Below are 21,274 nucleotides of genomic sequence, written 5' to 3' on the forward strand. Positions count from 1 at the left end.
GGTGACAATGGTTATGCCAGTAAAACGTTTTACCGAACAAAGAGATTCGGTATACCATGGCTTTAAAGACAGGCCCTATGGCTTTCAGGCTGCAGCGTTTGCACACTATGCCCAGGATCGGGCTTGCAGGGGTTATGACCATCAAAAAGATCACCATCACCGATGTCGCACAGCAGGCTGGCGTCTCCGTCACCACCGTGTCACTGGTGCTGAGCGGCAAGGGGCGTATTTCGGGCACCACAGTGACGCGGGTCAATGAGGCGATCGAACGGCTGGGTTATGTGCGCAACCGCCAGGCGGCGACGTTGCGTGGCGGTGAATCCGGCGTGATAGGGCTGATCCTGCGCGATATCTGCGACCCTTTTTATGCCGAAATGACCGCGGGCCTGAGCGAGGTGCTGGAGGCGCACGGCAAAGTGCTGTTCCTCACCCAGAGCGGCCGCGACGGCAAAGGGCTGATGCGCTGTTTTGACACGCTGCTGGAACATGGCGTCGACGGTATGGTGCTGGCGGGCGGTATGCGTTCGGCGGCGGGCCTGAAGGAAAAGGCCGCAGAGCAGGGCGTTCCCCTGGTGTGCGCCGCGCGTTCGAACGGGCTGGAAGGCGTCGACGTGGTGCGCCCGGACAACATGCAGGCCGCCAAGATGGCCACGGAATTCCTGATCAAACGCGGCCACAGCCAAATTGCCTATCTGGGCGGCCAGAGCAGCTCACTGACCCGCGCGGAACGGCTGGGGGGCTTTTGCGCCACGCTGGTGCAGTATGGCTTGCCTTTTCGCTCCGAATGGATTGTCGAATGCGATGGCCATCAACGGGCGGCGGCGGAGGCGGCGGAAAACCTGCTGCGCCAATACCCGAACATCAGCGCGCTGGTGTGTCACAAGGCTTCGGTGGCGTTGGGCGCTTATTTCGGCATTGTGCGCAGCGGGCGCAGCATAGGTTCGGAAGGCGTGGACACCTATTATGGCCAACAGGTGGCGCTTATTGGCTTTGGCGACGTGCCTGAAGCCGAACTGACCGAGCCGCCGCTGACCCTGGTGTCCAGCTCTGCGTTGGAGGTTGGGCGCAGCGCGGCTTCACGCTTGTTGCAGCGGATTGGCGACGCCGGGTTACCGGCGCAAAACGTCATGCTGCCGCCGCGACTGATCGAGCGCGGTTCTGCCTAAGCCTGTTCTTGCCGGGCCTGCTGTTGCAGCCAGCCTTCGAAGGTTTTCATCGCCGGGGTCATTGCGCGGGATTTCAGGCGGGTCAGCCAATAGCCGCCCAGATTCGCTTCGGCGGCAAAGGGGCGCACCAGCAGCCCGCCCTGCAATTCCCGGTCGAACATACTGGCGGGAGCCAGCGCCACACCGCCGCAGTTTATCGCCCCCTCTACCATCAATCGCGACGCATCGAACACCGGGCCGTTAATGCGCCAGGGGGCGATCTGCGCGGCGGCAAACCAGCGTTCCCATTCATCCTTGCGGTAACTGCGCATCAGCAGCTCGTTTTTAAGATCCTCCGGTGAACGCAGCCGCACGGCGACCTCCGGCGGGCACAACACCGTCAACGGCGCGTCAAACAGTTTGATATTGCAGGTCGCGGGCCACAGCCCCTCGCCGAAGCGAATGGCGAAATCCATGCCGTCCGCCGACAGGTTAACCAGATTGTTGTTGGTCAAGATACGCAGATCGATAAACGGATGGGCCTCCCTGAACGACGCCAGCCGCGGCATCAGCCAGCCGACCGCAAAGGTACCGACCACCGCAATCGTCAGTACCTCATGAAAATGGCCGCCTTCAAACTGCTGCAGTACCGACTCGATGCGGTCAAAGGATTCGGTTAACACCGGCAGCAGCGCCTGGCCTTCTTCGGTAAGATCCAGACCGCGCGGCAGGCGCTTGAACAGCACAATGCCCAACTGTTCTTCCAGCATGCGCACCTGCTGGCTGACGGCGGCCTGGGTCACGCTCAGTTCCAGCCCGGCGCGGGTAAAATTAAGGTGGCGGGCGGAAGATTCAAAAGCACGCAGTGCATTCAGCGGCAGTCGGTTACGCATAACAACCTATAAGTTTTTCTTTTGGCTAGGTGAAATTATTATCGCTTGTCAGGTGAAGGATAAACACCGATATTTTGCGCACTCGTTGCAGTTATTCTGCGGCGAGCCAAGGAATAATCGATACCCATGCCTTTCAGGCCGCAACGTTGTTGGCTGCAACCTGAAATTCGCCGGGTATAATCACTCAAGGACAGGGTCACGCCGACTGACAAAAAAATCTATTGGCGGCAGCCCTTCAATACAATGAGCTTGTTATCATGAAGAGAATTCATAAGCTGGCGGTGGCGTTGCTGACCGCACTGGCGATACCGGCAGGCCATGCCGCAGACAAAGTCGACATCGATGCCATCGTTCAACCGCTGATGCAGAAATATGGCGTGCCGGGCATGGCGATCGCGGTATCGGTGGAGGGGAAACAGCAGTTTTATCATTATGGCGTGGCGTCCAAACAGACCGGCAAACCCATCACCAACCAGACGCTGTTTGAAATCGGCTCGCTGAGCAAAACCTTCACCGCCACGTTGGCGGCCTATGCCAACGATGAGGGCAAACTGTCGTTCGCCGAGTCGGCCAGCCGTTACCTGCCGGAGCTGCGCGGCAGCGCGTTTGACCATGTCAGCCTGCTGAATCTGGCGACTCACACTTCCGGGCTGCCGCTGTTTGTGCCGGACGAGGTGACCAACGACGCGCAGTTGATGGCCTATTACAAGCAATGGCAGCCATCTCAACCGGCGGGCAGCACCCGCGTTTATTCCAATCTGGGCATCGGCATGCTGGGGATGATCACGGCCAAAAGCCTGAACCAACCCTTTGCTCAGGCGATGGAGCAACGCTTGTTCCCGGCGCTGGGGCTGACGCACAGCTACATTAACGTGCCGACAGGCCAAATGGCGAATTATGCCCAGGGTTACAACAAAAAAGATCAGCCGGTGCGGGTCACTCCGGGGCCGCTGGATGCCGAATCCTACGGCGTCAAATCCAATGCGCAGGATTTGATCCGCTACCTCGAGGCCAATATGCAGGTCGCGAAGGTGGGGGATAAATGGCGCAAGGCGTTGGACGAAACCCATACCGGCTATTACCGGGCAGGGGTATTCACCCAGGATCTGATGTGGGAAAGCTACCCTTATCCGGTGGCGCTGGCGCGCCTGACGGAGGGCAACAATGCCGGGATGATCATGAACGGCACCCCGGCCACCGCCATTACGCCGCCGCAACGGGAACAGGGCGCGGCCTGGTTCAATAAAACCGGCTCGACCGGCGGCTTCTCTACCTATGCGGTGTTTTTGCCCAAGCAAAAGATTGCCGTGGTGATGCTGGCCAACAAATGGTTCCCGAATGACGATCGGGTGGCGGCCACTTACCGCATCGTGCAGGCGCTGGAAAAACCTTAAGTCGCAGCCTCAGGGCGCCGCAATGGCGCTCTGAGGCATATCCTGCAACGCCTGTTTCTCGCGCATAAAATCAACGAATACCCGCAGCTTGAGCGGCATATGACGGCTGGCAGGGAAATAGATGAAAAAACCGGGCGAATCGCCGGCGTAATCCGCCAATACCTCCACCAGTTGCCCGTTTTCCAGCTCGCGCTGCACCGTACCGCGAAAGCGCTGGGTCATGCCTAGCCCCGCCAGCGCGGCGTCTTTTATCAGCCGATCCTCATTGAAAATCAGGCTCCCGCCGACCTCCAGCGACAGGTGCTCGTCATTCTGCCTGAAATACCAGGGTTCAAATTTTCCGCTGCCGGGGAAACGGTAGCGCAGGCAATTATGCTCGCTCAGTGCCGCCGGCGTTAGCGGTACGCCGCGTTGCGCCAAATAGCCCGGAGAGGCGATCACCACCCGCCGTTGGCCGTTATCGATCGGCACCGCAATCATGTCTTTCTGCAACATGGCGCGCATACGGATGCCGGCATCGAAGCTGCCGAGCACCAGATCGGAAAAATGGTCGTCGGTAAACAGCTCAAGCTGTACTTCGGGATAACGTGCCTGAAACTCCTCCAGATAAGGCATCACCAGCAGGGACGCGGCCAATTGCGGCAAGGTAATGCGCAGCAGGCCGGAAGGTTGCCCGCGCAGGATGCGGAGATCGTCCGCCGCCACGTCGATTTGGCTCATGGCCGGCGCCACCCGCCGGTAAAAAATCTTTCCTTCATCGCTCAGCCGTACCGAACGACTGGTGCGGTTGAACAGCCTGACGCCCAGCCGCGTTTCCAGCGCCTGAATGTTTTGCGACACCGCCGGTGGCGTAACACCCAACTGGTTGGCCGCCTGGGTAAAGCTGCCCAGCCGGGCGACGGCCTCGAAGAACGGCAGCAACTGTAACAGTGAACTCATCGATTGCTAATTCCTGCTTAATGATTCGTTAAGTAATCCGACATTTAATTTTATAATAGACGCGTTAGACTGATTTTATTTCCTCTGAGAGAACAACAAAACATGTCGACAGTGAATCAGTCATTAGCAGAAAGAGTGCAGGCGGTCAGCCAGCGGGCGATCGACGAAGGGCGCATCGTGGGTAGCGTGGTGCTGGTGGCGCAACGGGGCGAACTGGTTTATGCCGGGGCCGCCGGCTATGCCGATCGCGAGTTGCAGCGGCCAATGCGGCGTGAAACGCAGTTTCGCCTGTCGTCGGTGTCCAAGCCTTACATCACACTGGCGGCGATGCGCATGATCGAACGACAAAAGTTGAGCCTGGACGATGCAGTAAGCCGCTGGTTGCCGTGGTTCACTCCGGCGTTGGCCGACGGTCACCGCCCGGAGATTAAAATCCGCCACCTGCTGAGCCACACCGCCGGGCTGGATTACCGCATGAATCAGCCTGCGGACGGCCCGTATCATCGGTTGGACATTAAAGACGGCATGGAGCTGTCGTCACTGACGCTGGAGCAAAATTTGCAGTTGCTGGCGCAGGCGGAACTGTTGGCAGCACCCGGCAGCCTGTTCAATTATTCACTGGCGATCGATGTGTTGGGCGCAGTACTGGAGCAGGCGGCGGGCGAACCTTTGCCGCAGTTGTTCACCGAATGGGTTGCGCAGCCGCTGGGGTTGGGCAACACCGGTTTTTACGCCGCCGATGCCGACAATCTGGCGACGGCCTATTACAACAGTGCCGCACGCCCGGAACCGATGCACGACGGCCTGCTGTTGACGCTGCCGGAAGGCTTTGGTTTTGACGTCGAGTTTGCCCCTTCGCGCGCTTTCGAACGGCAGGCGTACCCGTCCGCCGGTGCCGGCATGGTCGGTGACGCCGACGACGTACTGCGGCTGGTGGAGACGCTGCGCACTGGCGGTGACGGCATTTTGCAGCCCGCGACCGTGGCGCTGATGCGCCAGCCGCACGTGGGGGCCGAAGCCGAGGTTCAGGGGCCGGGCTGGGGGTTTGGTTTCGGCGGCGCGGTTCTTGCGGATGCGCAACTGGCGGCCACACCGCAGCATAACGGCACCCTGCAATGGGGCGGCGTGTATGGTCACAGCTGGTTTTACGATCCGCAGGCGGCGTTAAGCGTGGTGGCGTTGACCAACACGGCGTTCGAAGGAATGTGCGGGCTGTATCCGCAGCAGATCCGGGATGCGGTGTACGGGATAGGGGAATAAAATCGGGGCTCCGTACAGGAGCCCCGGGGAACAACGATTTATTGCTTACTGTGCCGGTGCAGGAACTGCGTCCTGAGCCGGTGCTTCATCTTCTGCCGGCGCACCCAGCAGGCCGAACATGCCGATGAACTCTTGCAGCGTCATTTTATTGCCGTTCAGATCAACCTGGTTGTCGGCGTAGTGGAAGCTGCTGCCAATCACGTCGTCTTTCAGGGTGGTCAGTTTGAACATCTGGCCCATCGCCGCCAGCCCTTGAACCTGTTGCTGTGCCAGCTTTTGCGCTTCTTCCGCGCTATAGCCTTGCAGCAATGCCGTCTGTGAGGTGGTTTCGGTGGCCATCGCGACCGGAATGCTCAGGCTGGCGTCCAGTTTTTTCACCGAACGGGCAATCAGCTGGTCAGGAGATTGTGCCGGGGAGCCGGCCTGCGTCGGATCGGACAGGTCCAGATTCAGGGTAAAGGTGCTTTCACCCTTGCTGTTTTTCCAGCTCAGCGGCGCAATGCTGATGCTTGGATTGCCTTTCAGCAACAGCGGCAGGTTTTGCAGCAAGATATCGGTGGTTTGCTGCTGGTAAGCGACCGGATCGACGGGTTGGCCCTGTTGCAGCATCGCCAGCGCCTGCTGGTTGTAACGGTCGGCAAACTCTTTCAGCGACTTGGCGTCCAGTTTGTCGATTTTCAGCGACAGCTTGCCGGAACCGAAGTCGCTGTTCTGGATCTTCAGCGCATCCATGGTGTAATCGATCTGGCCGTTCAGGTTGCTGTCTTTCTCGCCGAACTTGCTCGCCAGGTTAAAACCGTCCAGCGTCAGGGTATCTTTACCGTCAACGGCAACCTTGACCTGCTTCACCGCCATGTTCTGATCGCCGAGGCTGAGATCGAACTGGCCGGCATGGGTCTGGCTCTTCAGCGTAGCGCCTTGCAAGGTCACCTGTTCGATCTGGCCGAATTGGTTCGGGCCGCTGATCACGGCGCTGTCGCTGCCGGCATCCAGGGTGAAGGCCTTCATATCGCGCGAGACATCGGCATTGATGGTGGCACCGCTGAACTTCAGCGCCGATTTGTCTTTGGTGTATTCCAGCGGGATCACGTCAATGGCCGACGAGGTGTCGCCGCTGTATGAAATGCGCGAGTCGGCGGTGAACAGCGACTTGCCTTTGGTTATGTCAAACAGGCCTTTGGTCGCCGGGGTGTTTTCCAGCTCGGTATGCACCGAGGCCATGCTTGGCAACAGATTGAATTTTTTCAGTTGGGCGAACGGGAAAGGGCCGTGATCGATGGTTTCCAGGAACGCCACTTCGTCGCCGGGTTTCAGTGCGGCATCGTCGGTGGTGACGCTGCCGTCGGCACGCAGCACATAACGGATTTTACTGCTGAAAATGCCGCGCTGGTAATTTTCATACCCCAGTTTGACACCGGCTTTCGGCAGGTAGGCTTTCAGTTGGCTGTTGGCGTTATCAACCACTTCACCCATCCGTTGCTCGATCAGTTTGCCGGTGTACCAGGAAGCCCCGGTCCATGCCGCGCCAAGAACCACAATGACGCTGACAGCGACTAACGATTTTTTCATAGTTCTGTTCATCCTTTATTAAGCCATCTGTTGCAAACAGATGGATGGGCAAGTTTGGGCCAACAAAAAAACGCCCGCAGGCGTTTAATTGTGAAGGTAACCCACTCTTTTTAGCAACTAATTTGCTGAAATTTACCGAGTGACTACGGCAACAGATTATAAACGCGCGCGATTCGGCCTGAACCGCTAACGCTGACCGGGGACTCGAAAGCGCCGATAAAGCAGGACTCACCCGGCTTCAGCGCCAGTTGCTGACCCTGTTTTTCCAGCACCGCTTCGCCTTCGACGCAGAACACGATGGCCGCGCTGTTTTGCGCCAGCGTCTGCGGTGTCGCGGAAAGATCGTGCAGCGAGAAGGCAAAATCCTCGACCGGGATCGGGAAGAACAGCTCATCGCCGCGTTTTTCCGGTTGGGTCAGCAGGCCGGAAACCGGCTGCGGACGGAACTGCAGGTTGGCCAGCAATTCAGGAATATCGATAAACTTGGGCGTCAGACCGGCGCGCAGCACGTTGTCCGAGTTGGCCATGACTTCCAGCGCCACGCCTTTCAGGTACGCATGCGGTGTTTCGGCATACAGGAACATCGCTTCGCCCGGTTTGAGCTGCACCACATTCAACAGCAGCGGCGAGAACAGGCCGCTGTCGTCCGGGTAGAAACCGGCGATAAAGCGCAGGGTATCCCAAGGTTCGCCTTGTTGGTTGTTCAGCGCGGCTTTCAGCACCCCGAGCGCCAGCGACTTCTGCTCACCGCTCATCGCCAGCAGGCTGGCAAACAGCGTTGACAGGTGCGCGACGTCCGGTTGTTGCAGGAAGGCGGCGATATCAGGGTGCGCACCGGCAATCGGCTGCAGCAGAGAAACGATGTCGGACAGCTCGCGGAAGCCGTTCATCGCCAGGAACGGGGTCAGCGCAAACACCAGCTCCGGTTTGTGGTTTGGGTCTTTATAATTGCGCTCGGCCGCATCCAGCGGAACGCCGGCGGCGTTTTCTTTGGCAAAACCGACAACGGCGGCGGACTTGCTGGGGTGTACCTGGATCGACAGCGGCTGATCGGCGCACAGTACTTTGAACAGGAACGGCAGTTCGCCAAAGCGGCGGGCAACGTCGGCGCCCAGCTGTTTGGGTTGGTCTTCATCAATGAGGTCGCGCAGCGAGCGCAAATTGCCCTTGGCATCCGCCACGCGGGAGCTGCTTTTCGGGTGAGCGCCCATCCACAGCTCCGCCATCGGTTGCCCCTGCGGGTTGGCGATGCCATACAGCCGGGTTAAGGCGTCGTGACTGCCCCATGCATAGTTTTGCACTGCGTTGGTCATTTTTTGCATCTTGATAAACATCCTTTGCGTTCGCCGCCAAAGTGGCGGGGAGTAGCTGACTGATTATAAGGCTAAAACAAGCAGACTCTGCGCACCCATCATACGCTCATCCGATAGCGCTCAATCAGGTGCGCGATCAAACAAGGGGTGCACTTGCATCCTTCCGGGGGTAAATAACATTTACAACGCGCTTGCTGTTCGGTATTGGCGAAGTATAACGTGATAACAATAAGCGTCACAAATGCCTCTGGCGGTTCGACGGGGTTGCGGGCGGGTAAAAAAAACGCCAGTAAAAAGGGATTGTGAAAAGGGTGTTGCATCGGCAGGTTTTGCTCTGGCTATTAATGGAAACGCCAAATGCCATTTTGACGTTATTTCACACCGTTATATTTCAATGTGTGAATGTTGACGTGAATTATTACTCACTGAATATTTGTATCATCATTATGTGGTTTTTTTTATTGGCAACCACACAAAGGGCTTAAATCGGAAAACAGTACCGTTCTACAGTGCACGCAATTAAATGGATTCTTTTGATTATGGCTATTTAAACGCTGAGGCGCTGATGAAAAAATTATTACTGGTTTTGATTATGTGCACTTCCGGCGCCCATGCGGCTGTCGTTGTTACTCATGCTTATGGTTATGGCGTTCGTCGCCCGGTCGTGGTGGTGCCGGGCCCGGCGATTGTCGCTCCGGCGCCGGTTATCGTGGTGCCGGCACCGGTTGCGGTCACCGCGGCACCGAGGGTAACTCACCCCGTCGCGGCGGTCGGCGTAGGGATATATCGTCATAACGAACGGCAGGATGCTTATGATGAAATCAATCATCTGCAAGATGAAAGGATTAATGCCTACAATCAGCATCATCACTAAATAGTGACGGATTAGCGAAAATATCTGAACCGAGCGTCCGATGGTGATTTTTATTGTATTGGCGCGTTAATGAAGCGCAGGCAGGGCACTGGAGGGAAACGGCAACGAAATAATAGCCATGCAATAAAAAAGACAATGGAGAAAAAATGCTGTGAGGTAACTCTCTTAATGCGAATAGTTATTATGTCACTATACTGAATGGGCGTGCCGACGGGCTTGAGCGCGTTGGCGTAATCGTACATTTTTAGGAATTGTACTAAGGAGACAGTGATGGCAGCCGTTCGTATTGAAAAAGACTCCATGGGGCCCATCGAAGTGCCGGCCGATCGGCTATGGGGCGCGCAAACGCAGCGCTCTCTGGCGCATTTTCGCATTTCTTCCGAAAAGATGCCTACGGCATTGATTCATGCACTGGCGCTGACCAAACGCGCCGCCGCCGGGGTAAATCGGGATCTGGGGCTGCTGCCTGCGGAACGCGCTGAAGCCATCATCAACGCCGCCGATGAGGTGTTGGCGGACAAACACCCGGACGAATTCCCTCTGTCGATCTGGCAAACCGGTTCCGGTACCCAGACCAACATGAACATGAACGAAGTGCTGGCCAACCGCGCCAGCGAGCTGTTGGGCGGGGTACGCGGCGAAGAGCGGCGCGTGCACCCGAACGATGACGTCAACAAGAGCCAGAGCTCCAACGACGTATTCCCGACCGCGATGCACGTGGCGGCGGTGATAGCGGTGCGCGAACATCTGATCCCCGAACTGAAAGTGCTGCACAAAACGCTGAGCGATAAAGCGGAAGCCTTCCGCGATATCGTCAAAATCGGCCGCACCCATCTGCAGGACGCCACACCGTTGACGCTAGGCCAGGAAATTTCCGGCTGGGCGGCGATGCTGCAACATAATTTGCAGCACATTGAAGCCAGCATTCCGCACATTTGCGAGCTGGCGTTGGGCGGCACGGCGGTGGGTACCGGGCTGAACACCCATCCTGAATATGCGGTGCGCGTCGCCAGGGCGCTGGCCGACTTGACCCGCCAGCCGTTCGTTACCGCACCCAACAAATTTGAAGCCTTGGCGACCTGCGATGCGTTGGTGCATGGGCACGGCGCGCTGAAAGGGCTGGCGGCCTCATTAATGAAAATCGCCAACGATGTGCGTTGGTTGTCCTCCGGCCCGCGCTGCGGCATCGGCGAAATTTCCATCCCGGAAAACGAACCGGGCAGCTCCATCATGCCGGGCAAGGTCAACCCGACCCAGTGCGAGGCGATGACCATGCTGTGCGCTCAGGTGCTGGGCAACGACGTGGCGGTGAATATCGGCGGCGCCTCCGGTAACTTTGAGCTGAACGTGTTCCGTCCGATGGTGATCCACAACTATCTGCAGTCTATCCGGCTGCTGGCCGACGGCATGCAGGGCTTTAATGAGCACTGCGCGGTGGGCATCGAACCCAACCGCGATCGCATTAGCCAGTTGTTGAACGAATCCTTGATGCTGGTTACCGCTTTGAATACCCATATCGGCTATGACAAAGCGGCGGAAATCGCCAAGAAAGCGCATAAAGAAGGGCTGACGCTAAAAGCCGCAGCGCTGAAACTGGGTTACCTGACCGAGCAGCAATTCGATCAATGGGTGCGCCCGGAAGAAATGGTCGGCAGCATGAAGAAGTAATTGATTGAATGTATGGTTAAGGGCTTACTTGGGGTAAGCCCTTTTTTTTGGAGAAAAAAGCATGTCACGCACCGAGCGTTTACTGGATCTGATGCAGATCCTGCGGCGCCATCGTTATCCGATCGCCGGCCATGCGCTGGCGCAGGAAATGAACATCAGCATGCGCACGCTGTACCGCGATATCGCCACGTTGCAACAGCAGGGGGCGGAGATCGTCGGGGAGGCTGGGGTGGGTTATGTGTTGCGGCCCGGTTTTATGCTGCCGCCGCTGATGTTCTCACCGCAGGAAATCGAAGCGCTGGTGCTGGGAATGCGCTGGGTGGGGCGGCGTGGCGACACCCAATTGGCCGGCGCGGCGAATAATGCGCTGGCGAAAATTGCCGACGTTCTGCCCGCCGCGCTGCGCGATGAGTTGGAAGCCAGCACCCTGTTGATTGGCCCGATAGACGTGGCTCAGGTGGCGGACGAAACGGTGATGCTGATCCGCGATGTTATCCGCCAGGAGCGCAAGCTCGCCGTAAATTATTGCGATCTTGCCGGTAAAATCAGCGAGCGTGTTCTGTGGCCGTTCGCGCTTGGCTATTTTGAACAGGCGCGCATGCTGGTCGCCTGGTGCGAGCTGCGCCAGGAGTTCCGCCATTTCCGCCTAGATCGTATCCGTCTGGCTACGCCGCTGGCGCAGCGCTACCCACGCGGCCGCCGCGTGCTGTTGAAAGAGTGGTATGAAATTCAAGGCATTACTCCCCAGTAAACAATAATCACTACTGCCAAAAACTGTCAGCAGGGCGGGCTAATTTATCGCTATCGGGAGCCGCCGGTTCCCTTCAGCCATGAGGACAGTCTGATGACAACCCCAAACATGACTCTGCTTTACGTCGATAGCCCGGAAAAAAGCGTCGTTTTCTATCGCCGGTTACTGGGGCGGGAGCCGGTGGAGCTTTCACCCACCTTCGCGCTGTTTGTACTGAGTAACGGTTTCAAACTGGCGATGTGGTCGAAGCATACCGTAGAACCGGCGGCAACGGCTGCCGGTGGTGGCGGTGAGATTGGTTTTCTGTGCGAACACCCGCAGCAAGTAGACGCGCTTTGTCAGCAGTGGCGTGAGCTGGGGGTGGAAATTATCCAGCAACCGGTGTCGCTCGATTTCGGTTATGCCTTCGTCGCCACCGATCCGGACGGCCACCGTCTGCGGGGCTACGCGCTCAGCCTGTAGGCGCGTCGGTATACAGATGTAGCCGTTTGACCAGTAGCCGCAGCGGTTTGGCATCCGGTTTGTACTTGTGCTTGACCGTTGCGGCGTCGTAATTAAGCAGTTCGCCAATCTTCGGCACCTGCGCGCCGCTTTCCTCCTGGCACAGGGCGATCAGCGGCAGCGGACAGGGGTGTTGCACCTGTTTTTGCTGCTCCTGATACCACACCCGGGCGATCGGCTGTACCTTCACCGGGCGTTTGATTTTCAGCACCGCCTGTTGCGGCAGGCGGCTGACGTCATCGATCTCGCGGCTAACCAATTCTGCCCACTGCTCGCGATTATGTGGCGGCACGGCGCGCCCGGCCTTCAGGCTCTTTTCCAACTGAGCCAAGATATCGTCGCGTTTCACGTTTTTGATAATGTGTTTATTGGCCCAGCCGAAGCGGACCGAATCAGGATTGCTCAGGGCGGTGATGGCGCGATAGGCGCTGAGGGTGATCAGGCCATGCAGGTGAGTGTGGACGAAATCAAACCGCTGCTCCGGCGCCAGGCCCGACTCGACGGTGATAATCTGCTCCAGTTCGGCCTTCAGCCGATTAATCAGAGCGATCTGCGCCTGCAATGCCTGGTATTGCGGCAGTTCCACGGCCAGACAGATCACGCCGGGCAGGCGTACCGCCGCCTTGCTGCTGACGTTGTGTTTATTGTGATGGATAAACAGCCGCTGGTAGTGTTCCAGTGCGAGGTCGCGCGCCGCCTGGCCGACATGCTGCTCGACGGCGATTTGCTCCACTGCCGCATGCTCTTTGCCTTTCTCGATTTCCGGCAGGCTGAACACCCGTGCCGCCAGCAGACGCAGCGGGAGGATCTGCTGGTGGAGCGCGGCCAGAGCCTGCTCCAGCTCGGTGAAACACGCATTCATTCTGCCGATTAGACCGTATTTATCCATCATTCACCTCGTATTTTAGTTACAACATACAATAAGAGAACGGCAAACGAAAGGGCAACCTCGGCCACAGTGATAACACCAGGCCCCTAGTGGTCCAGCCTGGCAGGGGAATTAAGGTTGCCGCCTGTTTCTGCGTACCGGCAGGCGGCAAGGAGAGGGGTCAGACGCGCGCCGCTTCCGGCAGTTTCTTCAGATAGTGCACTACCAGCAGAGCCAGCAGCAGCATCACGCTGATAAACGCCACCACACCGCTCCAGCCGAAACTGTGCCAGAACACGCCGCCGAGCGTACCGGCGACGCTGGAACCGACGTAATAGCAGAACAGATAAAGAGAAGACGCCTGGCCTTTGGCGCGCCGCGCCCGGCGGCCGATCCAACTGCTGGCAACCGAATGGGCGGCAAAGAAACCGGCGGTAAACAGCATCATGCCGATAAAAATAACCGCTACCGGTGCCAGTGCGGTAATCAGGATACCGATCAGCATAATCAGGATCGAAGCCAGCAGAACCGGGCCACGGCCGAAACGAGACGTCATTGCGCCAGCTTTCGGTGAGCTGTAAGAGCCGGTCAGATACACCACCGACAACAGGCCGACAATCGCCTGGCTGAGGTGATAAGGATCGGACAGCAGGCGGTAGCCAATGTAGTTGAACAGGGTGACAAAGCTGCCCATCAGCAGAAAACCTTCGGCAAACAGCAGCGGCAGGCCCTTGTCGTGCCAATGCAGCCTGAAGTTAATCAGCAGGGTACGCGGGCGCAGCGAACTGGCGCGAAAATGCGTAGAGGCGGGCAGAATACGCCAGAACATGCAGGCTGCGGCCAGCGCGAACAACCCGATCACCGCCAGCGACACGCGCCAGGAGAAGAAATCGGTCAGCACCCCGGTTACCAGGCGGCCGCTCATGCCGCCGATGGAGTTGCCGCTGATGTAAAGCCCCATCGAAAAGGCGACAAAGCTGGGGTGGATTTCTTCGCTGAGGTAAGTCATGCCAACGGCGGCCACGCCGCTCAGCGACAGCCCAATCAGTGCGCGCATCAGCAAAATACCGTGCCAACTGGTCATAAAGGCGCAAATCAGGGTGCATATTGCCGCCAGCAACAGCGCCACCACCATCACCGATTTACGGCCGATGGCATCGGACAGCGGGCCGGTAAACATCAGGCCGAGTGCCAGCAGGCCGGTGGACGCCGACAGCGACAGGCTGCTTTCCGCCGGCGAGATGCCAAAGTCTTGCGACAGAACCGGCAGGATCGGCTGCACGCAGTACAGCAGGGCGAAAGTAGCCAACCCGGCGGAAAACAGCGCCAGGGTAACGCGCATAAACTGCGGCGTTCCGCGTTCGATGTAAGGGAGTTTATTCAGGGTGGAGCGTTTGGCTTTTGGCGCAGCAGCCGCATCGTCGTTGGCGGCCAGCGTCGACGGCATACTAGCCGCAGAACGCACAGGGGTTGTCACAGTCTTTCCTTACCGAACGTCGGGAGATTTAAATCAGCACATCATGGGTTAACAAAATGATAGGGAGAGCTCAGTTTTTTGTCTAATATATTAATAATTCAAATTAAGACGTTTAAAGTATGAATATTGAACTGAGACACCTGCGCTATTTTGTCGCCGTGGCGGAAGAGCTGCATTTCGGTCGTGCGGCGGAACGTCTGCGCATTTCGCAACCGCCGCTCAGCCAGCAAATCCAGGCGTTGGAGGAAATGGTCGGCGCGCGTTTGTTGGCGCGCAACAACCGCAATGTCAGCCTGACGCAGGCGGGGGAAATGTTCCTGAAAGAGGCTTATCAGGTGCTCGATCAGGTCAGCCGTGCGGCGGAGAAGGCCGCGCGACTTGAGCGTGGGGAACTGGGCGAGTTGACCATTGGTTTCACTTCTTCGGCGCCGTTTATCAGCGTGGTATCGCGCAGTTTGCGAGCTTACCGCCAACAGCACCCGCACGTGCATATAAAAATGCGTGAAGTGAACACCAAGCAACAGATCGAACCGCTGCTCAACGGCGAGTTGGATCTGGGCGTGATGCGCAATACGCGCTTGCCGGAAGTGCTGAAGCATCAATTGTTGCTGTGCGAGCCACTGGTCGCGGTGGTGCCGGAAGGGCATCCGCTGACCCATGTTGCGCCCGGCACCTTGCGTTTCCAGCATCTGGCGGAAGAACCCTTTGTGTTTTTCTCGCGAGAGGTAGGTACGGCGCTACATGACGAAATCCTGTCGCTGTTGGCCAAAGCGGGGATCACGCCTTATATCACCCAGGAAGTCGGTGAAGCGATGACCATCATCGGCCTGGTGTCTTCCGGGCTGGGTATTTCTATTTTGCCGGCGTCTTTTGGCCGGGTGAAAGTCGATGGGGTGAAATACCTGCCGCTGGCGGAACCGGAGGCGATGACCGAAGTCTGGTTGGTGCATCACCGCCAAAGGGCGCTGACCGCCGCGGCCAAATCGCTGATGGCACTGCTGCTGCCGTGACGGAGTGCTGCGCAAATAAAACGCAATCCGCAGCAAAAGCGGGGCGAATTTGTGCGGCAAATCACATAACGAATCAAATAGTTGACGCTGTATTACAAAAGCCCCACCATAGCCTCTAGTCTTTATTTAGAAGCGCGAAAAATAGTAGGAGCAGGTTTGTGATTGCTGTTGGGCAGCCTGGGCATATCGATCAAATCAAACAAACAAATGCAGGGGCAGTTTATCGGTTAATCGATCAACTGGGCCCAATTTCGCGCATCGAACTGTCAAAACGCGCGCAGCTCGCCCCCGCCAGCATCACCAAAATCGTGCGTGAGCTGCTGGAAGCGCATCTGGTTAAAGAAAACGAATATCAGGAAGTCGGCAGCCGTGGGCGGCCGGCGGTCGGGCTGGTGCTGGACACCGAAGCCTGGCATTACCTTTCCGCTCGTATCAGCCGCGGCACCATTACGCTCGCGCTGCGCGATCTCAGCAGCAAACTGGTGGTGGAAGAGCTGTTGCCGCTGGATGCCGAACACCCTGAACCGCTGCTAAAACGCATTCTCAGTGAAGTTGACCAATTTTTTATCCGCCATCAAAGCAAACTTGAGCGGCTGACGGCGATCGCCATTACGCTGCCGGGCATGATTGATGTGGCCTCCGGCGTGGTGCACCGTATGCCGTTTTACGATGTCGTGGACATGCCGCTGGGTCCCGCGCTGGAAACCCGCACCGGGCTGCCGGTCTACCTGCAGCACGATATCAGCGCCTGGACTATGGCCGAAGCGCTGTATGGCGCCTCGCGCGGTAGCCAGAACGTGATTCAGGTGGTGATCGACCACAACGTCGGGGCGGGTGTGATCACCGGCGGGCGGGTGCTGCACGGCGGCAGCCACAGCGTGGTAGAGATTGGTCATACGCAGGTCGATCCTTACGGAAAACGCTGTTACTGCGGCAACCACGGTTGTCTGGAAACCGTCGCCAGTATTGAAAACATCCTGGAGATCGCCCAGCAGCGTCTCGCGACCTCCATGAGCTCCAGCCTGCACGGCGCGCCGCTGACGGCTGAATCCCTGTGCGATGCTGCGCTGGCGGGCGATCAACTGGCCAAAGACATCATCCTCGGCGTGGGCCACAGCGTGGGGCGTATCCTGGCGATCATGGTCAACTTGTTCAACCCTGAAAAAATCCTGGTCGGCTCACCGCTGAATCGTGCGGCAGAAATCCTGCATCCGGCCATCGCCTCTTGCATTCGTCAGCAGTCGTTGCCGGCTTACAGCGACCATGTACAGGTAGAATCTACCCAGTTCTTCAACAAGGGCACCATGCCCGGGGCCGCACTGGTGAAGGAAGCCTTGTACAACGGTTCGCTGTTGGTGCAACTGTTGCAAGGGTAGTATCAGTAATACTTATCGTTTAACGACAAAAGATTGCGCTACCTCAAGCCCCGTACGCTCAGCATCCCCTAGAATTTTCCCGTTCGTCTCCTTCGCCTTATTGCGGCGATATTTGGATTCATGGAGCATTTCGGGGCAATTAAAACATGTTAAAGCGTTTATTTGTAACAGGCACGGATACCGACGTCGGTAAAACCGTGGTTTCCCGCGCCTTGCTGCAGGCGCTCGCCGCGCAGGGCCGTTCGGTAGCCGGTTATAAGCCGATAGCGGCGCGTTGTCAGGAAACCAGCGAAGGCATTCGCAATAAAGACGCTTTGGTTTTACAGGCGTCTTCGACCCTGCCGCTGTCGTACGAGGAAATTAATCCCATCACCTGTCTGGATGAGGTGTTTCACGCCCATGCCACCGAGGATATCAACTACGGCGTGATGAGCAGCGGGTTGCAGAGTTTGTCCGCCAGAGCCGACACCGTGGTCGTGGAGGGCAGTGGCGGTTGGCGTGTGCTGATGAACGATCTGCGTCCCTACGCCGAGTGGGTGATCCAGGAGCAATTGCCGGTGGTATTGGTGGTGGGGATCAAGCTGGGCTGCGTCAGCCACGCCTTGTTAACGGCGCAGTCGATCATTAATGACGGCTTACCTTTGTTGGGATGGGTTGCGAACCGGATTAACCCGGGGCTGGCGCATTACGCAGAAACCATTGAAGCCTTGCGTCAACGCATCCCTGCGCCGCTGTTGGGCGAAATCCCTTATCTGCCGCGCGCCGAGCAGCGCGAACTGGCGCACTATCTCGATATCTCCGCGCTGTTGAACCGTTAGGCGTTGTGATAGACCGACACTGAGCGCAAGCCGCGCGACACGGTGGTGGCGATCACGCAGGCCAGCAGGATACCGGGCAACAAAGTGTATTCGCCGGTCATCTCAAACACCATCAGTGCGGCCATGATCGGCGCGTGAGTAGTGGCGGCCAACAGAGTCGCCATGCCGGTCAACGCCATCAGCAAGGGCACGGCCGCGCCCAGTTCGGGCCAGGTGGCGCACAGTTGCCCAACCAGCGAGCCCAGCGCCGCCCCGACAAACAGCGTTGGGGTGAACACGCCGCCAGGCGCGCCGGAACCGCTGCTGGCAAGCACCGCCAGCAGTTTGCAGATCAAAATGGCGCCAACCAGCAATACGCCGGGCGGCGCGCTGAGCAGAGACTGCACCACGCTGTAGCCATTGCCCCACACTTCAGGAAACAGCAGCGACAGTAAACCAACAATGAATCCGCCCAGCGCCAGCTGTAGCGGCGGCGTCAGGCGCAATGAGCGGAACGCATGGCCGGAAGCCGACATCGTCCACAGAAACAGCGGGCCGCAGATACCGGCCAGTATCCCGAGCAGCGCCATCAACAGATATTGCACCGGCCAGGGCGCAGGCAGCGGCTCCACCAGATACAGCGGCGCCTGGCCACCGTTGAGCAAATTAGTCACCAGCAGCGCGCTGACGGCGGCAATCACCACCGGGCCGAGCGAAGCCAGCATCAGAGTGCCAAACAGAATTTCGGCGATAAACAGGCTGCCCGCCAGCGGCGCGTGATAGGCACTGGCCATACCGGCGGCCGCACCGCAGGCCACCCACAGTTTCCACTCTTTCTCATGGGTGAAGCGCTGGGCAAATACCGATCCCACCAGCGCCGCCAGCAGGATCATCGCGCCTTCGCGGCCGATGGCGCTGCCGCTGGATACCACCAGCAATGAAGCCAGGCATTTCACCAGGCTGGCGCTGACATCGAGCCGTCCGTCGCCGGTTTCTATCGCTTCCATATAATCGGTGGGCGCTATTTGCCGCTGATGCTGATAACGCTGATAAACCCACAGCAACAAACCTGCCGCCAGGCCGCCCAGGGCCGGAGTCAAGGCTCTGCGCCAGCCCGGTAATGCGGCGGCGGCGGCCACCAGGCTGCCATCTTCGTGATCGAGCAACGCCCATTCCAACCCGAGCATGGCACGGTGAAACAGCCAAACGACCAACGCGGCGGCAATGCCCAGAAATATAGCGGTAAACAGGCGGCGCAGCAGGGCGCGGTAGTGATGCAAGTGGACCCATCGTTTCATGAGGCGGTAAAATCGTGAGAAAAATGAAAGGTTCAGTTGGGCATTGTGCTTGCCGGTCCGGCCGAAGGCCAGAGAATCTTTTTAGATTCGCCGCTGGGATCGTGGTTTCAACGGCGAAACGATAAATCCCGTTGATTTACGGTTACGTTGTCACCAAATGTTCAAATGATGCGTTTTTCGCCATTGAAAACAGGGAAGTAGACACAACTTACGGCAGCGTTTAACCCGGCGGGTATAATTTGATGACAATAAAAATCCAGAGCCAAACAACGCCATGACAAATAACGACTCATCTGCACCCCTCGCTCATCGCCCGCTGATTCTGATCGCCTGCATGCTGGCCATGTTTATGTCAGCCATCGAGGCGACGATTGTCGCCACGGCGATGCCGACCATCATCGGCGATCTCGGCGGTTTCTCGCTGTTGGGCTGGGTCTTTGCGGTCTATTTGCTGGCGCAGGCCATCACCATTCCGATCTATGGCCGGCTGGCGGATCTGCTGGGCCGCAAGCGGGTATTTTTCTTTGGCGCATCGCTGTTTTTACTGGGTTCGGTGTTGTGCGGTTTTTCGCCCAACATGTACTGGCTGATTGGTTTTCGGCTGTTGCAGGGGCTGGGGGCCGGGGCGATTATGCCGATTGCGACCACCATTATCGGCGATATCTACAGTGCGACCGAGCGGCCGAAGGTCATGGGCTATCTGTCCAGCGTGTGGGGCGTGTCGGCAATCATCGGTCCGCTGCTGGGGGCGTTTATCGTCCAGCATTTGCCTTGGGCGCTGGTGTTCTGGGTCAACTTGCCAATCGGCCTGCTGGCGATGTTTTTCCTCGGCCGCTATTTGCCTTCCAGTAAACAGGTGCGTAAACACGCGCTGGATCTGGCAGGCACGGCGTGGCTGACGCTGTTTGTCGCGGCGCTGCTGATGTCGCTGCTGCAGGCGGAAAGTCTGGGGTGGTGGGTGTTGCCGCTGTTGTCGCTGGCGGCGGTTTCGCTGATGCTGCTGATCCGCCAGGAACGCCGTGCGCCAGAGCCGCTGTTCCCGCTGGCATTATGGCAAAGCCGGGTGATTGTGGCCGGCAATATTGGCGGGGTGGTGATCGGTGCGGCGATGATGGGGATCAGCGCTTTTCTGCCGACCTTTATTCAGGGCGTGATGGGCGGAACGCCGCTGGAAGCCGGAACCACGCTGGCGCTGATGTCGATCGGATGGCCGCTGGCCAGCACCCTGAGCGGGCGGCTGATGTTGATGACGTCTTACCGTACCACCGCGTTGCTGGGGGCGCTGTTGCTGGTCGCAGGCGGGTTGATCTTACTGCTGCTGCAGCCGAACGGCGGTCTGTTGTGGGGGCGGTTGGCGGCCTTTATGGTGGGTGCCGGCATGGGGCTGTGCAACACCACGTTTCTGGTTTCAGTGCAAAACGCCGCGCATCACAGCATTCGCGGCATAGCCACCGCCTGTACGGTATTCACCCGGATGATGGGATCGGCCATCGGCACCGCTATTCTGGGGGCTACGTTGAATCTGAATTTGCAGCATCGTCTGCCGCAGACGGCCGATCCGGTGCAGCAACTGATGGAGCCGACAGTGCGTGGCGCAATGACGCCGGAAAAGCTGGCCGATATCATTCAGCAGGTGGCCGCTTCGTTGCATTGGGTGTTTTTGGTTTCCGCACTGATTTCGTTGCTGGCGCTGGCGGCGGCGATGTTGATTCCTGCACGGCATAGGCCGCAAGGCGAGGGTGAAGAGGCGGAACAGGCGTAAAAAAAGGAAAGGGCGCGGTTGCGCCCTGAGCTGCAGTTATTGTGCGGTGTTGGTGTCCTGGCTGGTGCCGGTCTGAGCCGCGTCACCGTTGTCGTCGCCGTTGCTCAGGCGGGTATAGACAATTTTCTGGGTGTCGTTTTCGCAGTGACCAACGACCAATCCGCCAGCCTGCTGAGCCTGGTCATTGGGCACAATGTCCAGTTTGAAACCGGATTCCGGTACGCCGTTTTTGACAATTTTCTGTGAAATGTCCGCCTTCACGCTTTCGCATGAAGCCAAGGCTGCCAAGGGGGCTGCGGTTAGCAGCAGTGCACCCAGGATAAGCGCTTTTTTCATCAATTCGTCCTTATTTGAGCATGAGCTTCCTTTGTCACAATAG

The 21,274-nt window shown here is 58.1% G+C and carries 19 protein-coding genes; 11 read left to right on the forward strand and 8 right to left on the reverse strand.

The window, feature by feature from the left end; translation table 11 throughout:
* Positions 1-134: 134 nt before the first annotated feature.
* Complete coding sequence (locus ACTJJ1_RS05155) at positions 135-1,166, forward strand: Mal regulon transcriptional regulator MalI (protein WP_006324997.1); 1,032 nt, start codon at positions 135-137, stop codon at positions 1,164-1,166.
* Here the strand turns inward: ACTJJ1_RS05155 and ACTJJ1_RS05160 are convergent.
* On the reverse strand, positions 1,163-2,038 hold the full coding sequence (locus ACTJJ1_RS05160) for a LysR family transcriptional regulator (RefSeq protein WP_006324998.1): 876 nt from the start codon (positions 2,036-2,038) through the stop codon (positions 1,163-1,165). The genes ACTJJ1_RS05155 and ACTJJ1_RS05160 overlap by 4 nt on opposite strands.
* Positions 2,039-2,295: 257 nt before the next feature.
* Between ACTJJ1_RS05160 and ampC the strand changes: the two genes are divergently transcribed.
* On the forward strand, positions 2,296-3,432 hold the full coding sequence (gene ampC / locus ACTJJ1_RS05165) for a class C beta-lactamase (protein WP_440832625.1): 1,137 nt from the start codon (positions 2,296-2,298) through the stop codon (positions 3,430-3,432).
* A gap of 9 nt (positions 3,433-3,441) precedes the next feature.
* Here the strand turns inward: ampC and ACTJJ1_RS05170 are convergent, their stop codons facing one another.
* Positions 3,442-4,371, reverse strand: a complete 930-nt coding sequence (locus tag ACTJJ1_RS05170; protein WP_004943982.1) for a LysR family transcriptional regulator — start codon at positions 4,369-4,371, stop codon at positions 3,442-3,444.
* 102 nt (positions 4,372-4,473) lie between these two features.
* Between ACTJJ1_RS05170 and ACTJJ1_RS05175 the strand changes: the two genes are divergently transcribed.
* Positions 4,474-5,631 carry a serine hydrolase domain-containing protein gene (locus tag ACTJJ1_RS05175; RefSeq protein ID WP_004943984.1) on the forward strand — a complete coding sequence of 386 codons (1,158 nt, stop codon included), beginning with the start codon at positions 4,474-4,476 and terminating at the stop codon, positions 5,629-5,631.
* 45 nt (positions 5,632-5,676) lie between these two features.
* On the opposite strand, the gene ACTJJ1_RS05180 is transcribed toward ACTJJ1_RS05175, so the two are convergent.
* Positions 5,677-7,200: a YdgA family protein gene (locus ACTJJ1_RS05180; protein WP_004943985.1), complete on the reverse strand. Its 1,524-nt coding sequence runs from the start codon at positions 7,198-7,200 to the stop codon at positions 5,677-5,679.
* Positions 7,201-7,343: 143 nt separating this feature from the next.
* Complete coding sequence (gene manA, locus ACTJJ1_RS05185; RefSeq protein WP_004943988.1) at positions 7,344-8,522, reverse strand: mannose-6-phosphate isomerase; 1,179 nt, start codon at positions 8,520-8,522, stop codon at positions 7,344-7,346.
* 556 nt (positions 8,523-9,078) lie between these two features.
* Here manA and ACTJJ1_RS05190 point away from each other — a divergent pair.
* The 4 genes from ACTJJ1_RS05190 to ACTJJ1_RS05205 all read left to right on the forward strand — a co-directional run bounded on the left by ACTJJ1_RS05190 (position 9,079) and on the right by ACTJJ1_RS05205 (position 12,268).
* Entirely contained in the window at positions 9,079-9,387 is a 309-nt protein-coding gene (locus ACTJJ1_RS05190) for a hypothetical protein (protein WP_062792421.1), read from the forward strand.
* Between the two features lie 270 nt (positions 9,388-9,657).
* Entirely contained in the window at positions 9,658-11,055 is a 1,398-nt protein-coding gene (fumC, locus tag ACTJJ1_RS05195) for a class II fumarate hydratase (RefSeq protein ID WP_004943994.1), read from the forward strand.
* A gap of 61 nt (positions 11,056-11,116) precedes the next feature.
* On the forward strand, positions 11,117-11,806 hold the full coding sequence (locus ACTJJ1_RS05200) for a helix-turn-helix transcriptional regulator (RefSeq protein ID WP_004943996.1): 690 nt from the start codon (positions 11,117-11,119) through the stop codon (positions 11,804-11,806).
* 93 nt (positions 11,807-11,899) lie between these two features.
* Positions 11,900-12,268 carry a VOC family protein gene (locus ACTJJ1_RS05205; protein ID WP_004943998.1) on the forward strand — a complete coding sequence of 123 codons (369 nt, stop codon included), beginning with the start codon at positions 11,900-11,902 and terminating at the stop codon, positions 12,266-12,268.
* Here the strand turns inward: ACTJJ1_RS05205 and tus are convergent.
* Entirely contained in the window at positions 12,258-13,196 is a 939-nt protein-coding gene (gene tus / locus ACTJJ1_RS05210; RefSeq protein WP_006325013.1) for a DNA replication terminus site-binding protein, read from the reverse strand. The two genes, ACTJJ1_RS05205 and tus, sit on opposite strands and share 11 nt — an antisense overlap.
* Before the next feature lie 160 nt (positions 13,197-13,356).
* Positions 13,357-14,622: an MFS transporter gene (locus ACTJJ1_RS05215; protein WP_174523952.1), complete on the reverse strand. Its 1,266-nt coding sequence runs from the start codon at positions 14,620-14,622 to the stop codon at positions 13,357-13,359.
* 149 nt (positions 14,623-14,771) lie between these two features.
* Here ACTJJ1_RS05215 and ACTJJ1_RS05220 point away from each other — a divergent pair, with 149 nt between their 5' ends.
* From ACTJJ1_RS05220 to bioD, 3 genes are all read left to right on the forward strand, one after another.
* Positions 14,772-15,662, forward strand: a complete 891-nt coding sequence (locus ACTJJ1_RS05220; RefSeq protein WP_006325015.1) for a LysR family transcriptional regulator — start codon at positions 14,772-14,774, stop codon at positions 15,660-15,662.
* A 158-nt stretch (positions 15,663-15,820) separates the two neighbouring features.
* Positions 15,821-17,038: a sugar metabolism global transcriptional regulator Mlc gene (gene mlc / locus ACTJJ1_RS05225; protein ID WP_004944010.1), complete on the forward strand. Its 1,218-nt coding sequence runs from the start codon at positions 15,821-15,823 to the stop codon at positions 17,036-17,038.
* A gap of 146 nt (positions 17,039-17,184) precedes the next feature.
* Complete coding sequence (gene bioD / locus ACTJJ1_RS05230; protein WP_004944013.1) at positions 17,185-17,856, forward strand: dethiobiotin synthase; 672 nt, start codon at positions 17,185-17,187, stop codon at positions 17,854-17,856.
* On the opposite strand, the gene clcB is transcribed toward bioD, so the two are convergent.
* Positions 17,853-19,133 carry a voltage-gated ClC-type chloride channel ClcB gene (gene clcB, locus ACTJJ1_RS05235; protein WP_004944014.1) on the reverse strand — a complete coding sequence of 427 codons (1,281 nt, stop codon included), beginning with the start codon at positions 19,131-19,133 and terminating at the stop codon, positions 17,853-17,855. The two genes, bioD and clcB, sit on opposite strands and share 4 nt — an antisense overlap.
* 274 nt (positions 19,134-19,407) lie before the next feature.
* Between clcB and ACTJJ1_RS05240 the strand changes: the two genes are divergently transcribed.
* A complete protein-coding gene (locus ACTJJ1_RS05240) occupies positions 19,408-20,895 on the forward strand; it encodes an MDR family MFS transporter (protein ID WP_006325023.1) in 1,488 nt (495 codons plus the stop codon).
* 36 nt (positions 20,896-20,931) lie between these two features.
* On the opposite strand, the gene ACTJJ1_RS05245 is transcribed toward ACTJJ1_RS05240, so the two are convergent.
* Positions 20,932-21,231 carry a DUF1161 domain-containing protein gene (locus tag ACTJJ1_RS05245; RefSeq protein ID WP_004944020.1) on the reverse strand — a complete coding sequence of 100 codons (300 nt, stop codon included), beginning with the start codon at positions 21,229-21,231 and terminating at the stop codon, positions 20,932-20,934.
* Positions 21,232-21,274: the final 43 nt, after the last annotated feature.

This window comes from Serratia sp. 22264, from assembly GCF_052045345.1.
Taxonomy (GTDB): Bacteria; Pseudomonadota; Gammaproteobacteria; order Enterobacterales; family Enterobacteriaceae; genus Serratia; species Serratia plymuthica.